This window comes from Buchnera aphidicola, from assembly GCF_900128725.1.
GTDB lineage: Bacteria > Pseudomonadota > Gammaproteobacteria > Enterobacterales > Enterobacteriaceae > Buchnera_F > Buchnera_F aphidicola_K.
Genome location: NZ_LT667501.1, coordinates 1 through 6126 on the forward strand (window position 1 = coordinate 1; position 6126 = coordinate 6126).

Sequence of the window (6126 nt, forward strand, 5' to 3'; positions counted from 1 at the left end):
GAAAAAAAATATATTTTATATAGTATACTTTAATAAAAAAAATATTTTTTTTTAAAAATTTTAATTTCGTAAAAAAGAGAAAAAAAATGGAGAAGTCATTCAATATAGCAATTTTACCCGGAGATGGTATAGGCCCGGAAGTTATGGCAGAAGCATGCAAAGTTTTAGAAATTTTAAATAAAAAATTTAATTTAAAAATACATACAGAGGAATTTGATATCGGCGGTATTGCCATTGACAAATTTGGGGCACCTTTACCAAAGAGAACACTAGATGGATGTATAAAATCTGACGCTATTTTATTTGGTTCAATAGGAGGAGAGAAGTGGGCGTGCCTACCTCACGACAAACAGCCCGAGAGAGGCGCGCTTCTTCCTCTCAGACGATTTTTTAATTTATTTGTAAACATAAGGCCTATAAAGTTAAATCGTGCTTTAAAACAACTATCTCCGCTGCGAAAAGAGATTGTAGAAAATGGTTTTGATATTTTGTGTATTCGTGAGTTAATCGGAGGAATATACTTTGGCTTACCTAAGGGAAGAAATACAATAGATAAAGAAAACATATCTGCCTTTGATACAGAAATTTATTCAACTAAAGAAATTGAACGAATTGCAAATATTGCTTTTAAATTATCCTTAAAAAGAAAAAAAAAAGTATTTTCAATAGATAAAGCTAATGTTCTAGAGAGCTCTGTTCTTTGGAGAGAGGTTGTTACAAAAGTTTCAAAGAAATATCCAAGCGTTGAATTACATCACTTATATGTAGATAATGCTGCAATGCAAATTATTAAAAATCCTAATTATTTTGATGTTGTGTTATGCTCAAACTTGTTTGGAGACATATTGTCCGATGAATGTGCAATTTTAACAGGTTCTGTCGGTATGCTGCCTTCGGCAAGCTTAAACGACCACTCCTTTGGTTTATTTGAACCCGCGGGAGGATCAGCTCCGAGTTTAAGGGATAAAAACTTAGCAAATCCTATTGCCCAGATTCTTTCCCTGTCTCTACTATTTGAATACTCTTTAGGAAAGCATAAAATTGCTCAATATATTGAGTCATCAGTTCTAAGAACTTTAAAGAAAGGGTATCGTACATTAGATATTTCAGATGGTAAAAATTATATCACAACAGATCAAATGGGCACAAAAATTGCAGAGACTTTAATTGAGATCATACAATAATGAAAACTACTCTATATCAAAAAATATTTAATTCGCATTTAATTTATGAAGATAAAAATACAACCCCTATTATTTATATCGATTTACATTTAATTCATGAAGTCACTTCTCCTCAAGCTTTTAGCGGCCTGAAATTAAAAAATAGAATTGTACGCAAGCCCATGAAAACATTTGCGACTATGGATCATAATGTCTCCACCACATCTCGAGACATTAGTTTGTCTGTAAAAATGGCACAAATACAAATGAAAACATTAATGAAAAATTGTAAAGAGTTCGATATTTCATGCTATGGAATAAAAAATATAAATCAAGGTATTGTCCATGTTGTTGGACCAGAACAAGGAATGACATTGCCAGGAATGACTATTGTTTGCGGTGATTCACATACATCTACTCACGGAGCATTTGGAGCACTAGCTTTTGGCATAGGCACTTCCGAGGTTGAACATGTTTTAGCTACGCAAACACTATCGCAAAATCGCATGAAAAATATGAAGATATATCTGTACGGGAATTTAAAAAAAAACGTATATTCCAAAGATATTGTTCTAAATATTATCCGTCAAATTGGAACCTCGGGAGGAACTGGTTATGTGGTTGAATTTCAGGGTCCCGTTATTCAGCAGATGAGCATGGAAAGCCGCATGACGGTGTGTAATATGGCTATTGAAATGGGAGCTAAATCAGGACTCATACAACCTGATATGACTACCTACAGATACTTAAAAAACAAAAATTTTTCTCCTAAAGACCGCTCTTGGAGAGAATATACAAAAAAGTGGAGTACACTAAAATCTGATACAGACGCAGTATTTGAAAAGAATATCTCTATAAATGTTTCGAGAATATCTTCTCAAATTACATGGGGCACCAATCCGGCTCAAGTCATATCTATTCATGAAAACATCCCTCGTTTACAAGATTTCAGTGAAAGTCATTCACAAGAAGATGTAAAAAAAGCATTAGATTATATGGGTCTAAAGCCTGGAACAAGTTTGATAGGAATCCCGGTTAATAAGGTATTTATTGGGTCTTGTACTAATTCTCGTATTGAAGATTTGCGTATCGTAGCTGATGTTGTAAAAAATAAATTTGTTGCCAGCACTGTTGAAGCATTAATCGTGCCTGGTTCTGGGCTAGTTAAAAAACAAGCAGAAAAAGAAGGATTAGATAAAATTTTTAAAAAATCTGGTTTTCAGTGGAGATATCCTGGATGCTCTATGTGTTTGGGAATGAACGAAGATCAACTTAAGCCAAAAGAAAGATGCGCATCTACTAGTAACAGAAATTTTGAAGGCAGACAGGGTCCTCGAGGAAGAACGCATTTAATGAGTCCTTGGCTAGCGGCGCAGACAGCATTATATGGAAAATTTGTTAATGTTAACGATATTTAATCATAAACCATTTTAAGACAATATTATTATTATGCAAAATTTTATTCAACATACTGGAACAATAGTTCCTTTAGATGCATCAAATATTGATACTGATATACTTATCCCAAAACAATTTTTACAAAAAATTAGTAAAACTGGATTTGGAAAATATTTATTTTTTAATTGGAGATTTTTAGATGCTTTAGGAAATATCGAGAATTCTAAGTTTATTCTGAATCAAAATAATTATCGACATGCTAGCATTATGTTAACTCGAAATAATTTTGGCTGTGGTTCTTCAAGAGAACACGCGGTTTGGGCATTAACGGATTATGGATTTAAAGCAATTATTGCTCATAGTTTTTCTGATATTTTTTTAAATAATGCTTTAAACAACAGATTATTGTTAATTACTGTTCCTGAAAAAGAAATAGACAAATTATTCATTTTAATCAAAAAAAATAAAAATACTATTTGTATGATAAATTTATTAAAAGAAAAAGTTATTATTGGAAAATATACAATTCCTTTTTTTATTAATCCAATTTATAAGCAATCAATTATGTATGGTTTTGATAATATTGATTACACCTTAAAGCATAAAGATAAAATAGAATTATATGAAAAAAAAAAGAAAGAATATAATTTTTTTTAGTTCAATTTTATTTTGATGATTAGGGGTCTATCTGCATCTTCCTTCAGATTTATATAAATGAATAAAAATTTCTGAAGGACGATAAATATTATTTAATAGATTTGATTATTACCATAAAAAAATATTTTTATTAATTCAAGGAATATAAATAAATGAAGAAAAAAATTATCATTTTTGATACAACTTTACGTGACGGCGAACAAGCGCTGCAGGCTAGCTTAACATCAAATGAAAAATTACAAATCGCATTAGCTTTGGAGCAAATGAGAGTAGATGTCATGGAAGTAGGTTTTCCAATTTCATCACCTGGAGATTTTGAGTCTGTACAATCTATCTCGAAAATAATTAAAAACAGCAGAATATGTAGTTTAGCGCGATGCTTACCCCAAGATATTGACGCAGCTGCAAAAGCCATGAAACCGGCTACAGACTTTAGGATACATCTTTTTTTAGGTACCTCAAAGTTGCATACATCCTCTAAATTAAAAAAGAGTTTTAATGAAATTACCGATATGGCAATTGCTTCTATCAAGAGAGCAAAGAGGTATACTGATGATGTTGAATTTTCGTGCGAAGATGCAGGCCGGACTTCATTGAAAAAATTATGTCAAATTGTTGAAGCGGTCATTGATGCCGGAGCTACTACGGTTAACATCCCAGATACAGTGGGGTATACTACTCCTACTCAATTTAAAAATATAATTAGTACATTATTTGAGCGCGTTAAAAATATACATCAAACAATTATTTCTGTACATTGCCATAATGATCTTGGAATGGCTGTCGGCAATTCTATTAGCGCTATTGAAGCGGGAGCTGGTCAGATAGAAGGAGCGATGAATGGGTTGGGTGAGCGCGCGGGAAACGCCGCTCTAGAAGAAGTTATTCTAGCTTTAAAGGTACATGAAAATATTTTGCGTACGAGAACTAATATTAATTTAAAAGAAATTTATAAAACCAGTAAAATTATAAGTCAATTTTGTAATATGCCTATTCCATCCAATAAAGCAATTATTGGTAAAAATGCTTTTTCACACTCTTCTGGAATTCATCAAGATGGAGTACTAAAAAACAGAGAAAATTATGAAATTATCAATCCCAAAAATATTGGTTTAAATCATTGTCAATTCAATTTAACATCTCGATCAGGTCGAGCGGCTGTAAAACATCGTATGAAAGAAATGGGGTATCAAAAAAATGATTTTAATTTAAATGAACTATACACTGACTTTTTAAAGCTTGCTGATAAAAAAGGACAAATCTTTGATTATGATCTAGAAGCGTTAGCGTTTTTTAAAAGACAACAAAACACTGAGGAATATTATAAATTAGAATATTTTGATGTACAATCTAAATTATCTGGTTTATCCGTTGCTTCTATCGTGTTAATCTGCGGTTCGCAAACGAATATTCAAAAAGCAACAACGAGTAACGGACCGGTGGATGCAATTTATCAAGCCTTAAATAAAGCTACTTTATACCCTCTAGTGTTAAAAAAATTTTCTTTAACCGCTAACAGTGAAGGAAAAGATGCTTTAGGCAAAGTTGATATTGTGGTTCAATATAAAAATCGTAATTTTCATGGGGTAGGCTTAGCAACAGATATTATCGAAGCTTCAGCCCAAGCTATGGTCAATGCTCTTAATTATATCTGGAAATCAACACAAGTAGATAAAGAAATAAAGCGTTTAAATAAACAATAATTAAAAAAACATTAAAGTAAAAAAATAATTTTTAGAGAAATAGGTGTAATTAAAAAAAAAGCAGTCTAACCTTATAAAGAATTAGCCTGCTAATTAATTTAACGATTTTGTAGTTTTGTTAAATCCGTATTTTTATCCATAAATATTTTGGTGTATAATTATGTTCAAAAGAAAATATGTAAATAATCCTTACCCTCAATTCACTCCTCCGCGCAACCGGAAAAAACGTCCTGCGTTTATTAGATATGCAATGAAATGCGCGGCAGAAACTGATGTTGCGCGTAACGAAGTATGTTATACCAACCAACTACAAAATCCTATAAATGGATGCGTTGTACCAAGAAAAAGGCGTTTAAATGAACATCGTGCAAGAGCATTAAGAGCTATGGCTCAAGCTATGTTGTATCATTTTAATATCGCCTCTACATTAGTTATGGCATCTGTAGAACAATTATCTGACGCGTGCGGGCTATCAACACTGTCAAAGGCAGGCAACAAATCTATAACAAGGGCCTCTCGTCTCATTACGCATTTTATGGAACCAATTGGTTTTCTTAGTTGTCAAAAAATTTGGGATAAAATTTTAGGAATGTATATTCCTAAAATTATTTCTTTAAAACCACTTTTTTTTATGTCTTTTAATATCTCCCAAGCTAGGTTAGAAGTCGTTAGAAAAAAACAATTACAATGGATAAATAATCAATTAAAGAAACAAGGAAAATCTGCGATAACCTTTTTTGAAGCTGAGCGACAAGCAAAAGAAAAACACGTGTATTCAGCTTTACATTTTAGAAAATCTAAGAGAGTTTTTAAAAAACAAAAAAACAGAGCGATGAAAATTTTACAGCTCGAAGAAAAACATGCTCGTTCATATATTTTAAAGCATTTAGTTCGACAGTATTCTATTGAAGAGTTATGTAGTATTGGATTAGAAAATTTAAAGAGAAAGGTAAACTGTGAATACTTTAAATTAAGAAAATTAGCTAAAAACTCCGCTCCATAATAAAAAAAATGTAATCTGAATTAATCACACTTCTTTCTTTATGTGCTTAAGTGCACAGGATTTTCTTTTTTATAAATTTCTCTATTTTGTCATTCTAAAACTTATTTTAAAGCTTTTCATAATTATTTTTTAAAAAAAAAAATTTTTTAAAAATTTTTTTTTTAAAAAATAATTAGATGCAAGTAGCTAAAAAAAATAAATG

At 31.3% G+C, this 6126-nt stretch carries 5 protein-coding genes; all 5 read left to right on the plus strand.

Features of this window, described 5'->3' with window-relative positions; genetic code table 11:
• Positions 1-86 precede the first annotated feature (86 nt).
• The 5 genes from leuB to repA all read left to right on the plus strand — a co-directional run bounded on the left by leuB (position 87) and on the right by repA (position 5924).
• Positions 87-1184, plus strand: coding sequence for a 3-isopropylmalate dehydrogenase (gene leuB, locus CINFORN2912_RS02055; protein ID WP_075434259.1), 1098 nt, complete (start codon positions 87-89; stop codon positions 1182-1184).
• Positions 1184-2581: a 3-isopropylmalate dehydratase large subunit gene (gene leuC / locus CINFORN2912_RS02060; protein ID WP_075434261.1), complete on the plus strand. Its 1398-nt coding sequence runs from the start codon at positions 1184-1186 to the stop codon at positions 2579-2581. Before leuB ends, leuC begins: the two co-directional genes overlap by 1 nt.
• Positions 2582-2612: 31 nt before the next feature.
• Complete coding sequence (leuD, locus tag CINFORN2912_RS02065) at positions 2613-3218, plus strand: 3-isopropylmalate dehydratase small subunit (RefSeq protein ID WP_075434263.1); 606 nt, start codon at positions 2613-2615, stop codon at positions 3216-3218.
• 152 nt (positions 3219-3370) lie between these two features.
• Positions 3371-4921 carry a 2-isopropylmalate synthase gene (gene leuA, locus CINFORN2912_RS02070; RefSeq protein WP_075434264.1) on the plus strand — a complete coding sequence of 517 codons (1551 nt, stop codon included), beginning with the start codon at positions 3371-3373 and terminating at the stop codon, positions 4919-4921.
• A gap of 160 nt (positions 4922-5081) precedes the next feature.
• Positions 5082-5924 carry a plasmid replication initiator RepA gene (gene repA / locus CINFORN2912_RS02075; protein ID WP_075434266.1) on the plus strand — a complete coding sequence of 281 codons (843 nt, stop codon included), beginning with the start codon at positions 5082-5084 and terminating at the stop codon, positions 5922-5924.
• Positions 5925-6126: the final 202 nt, after the last annotated feature.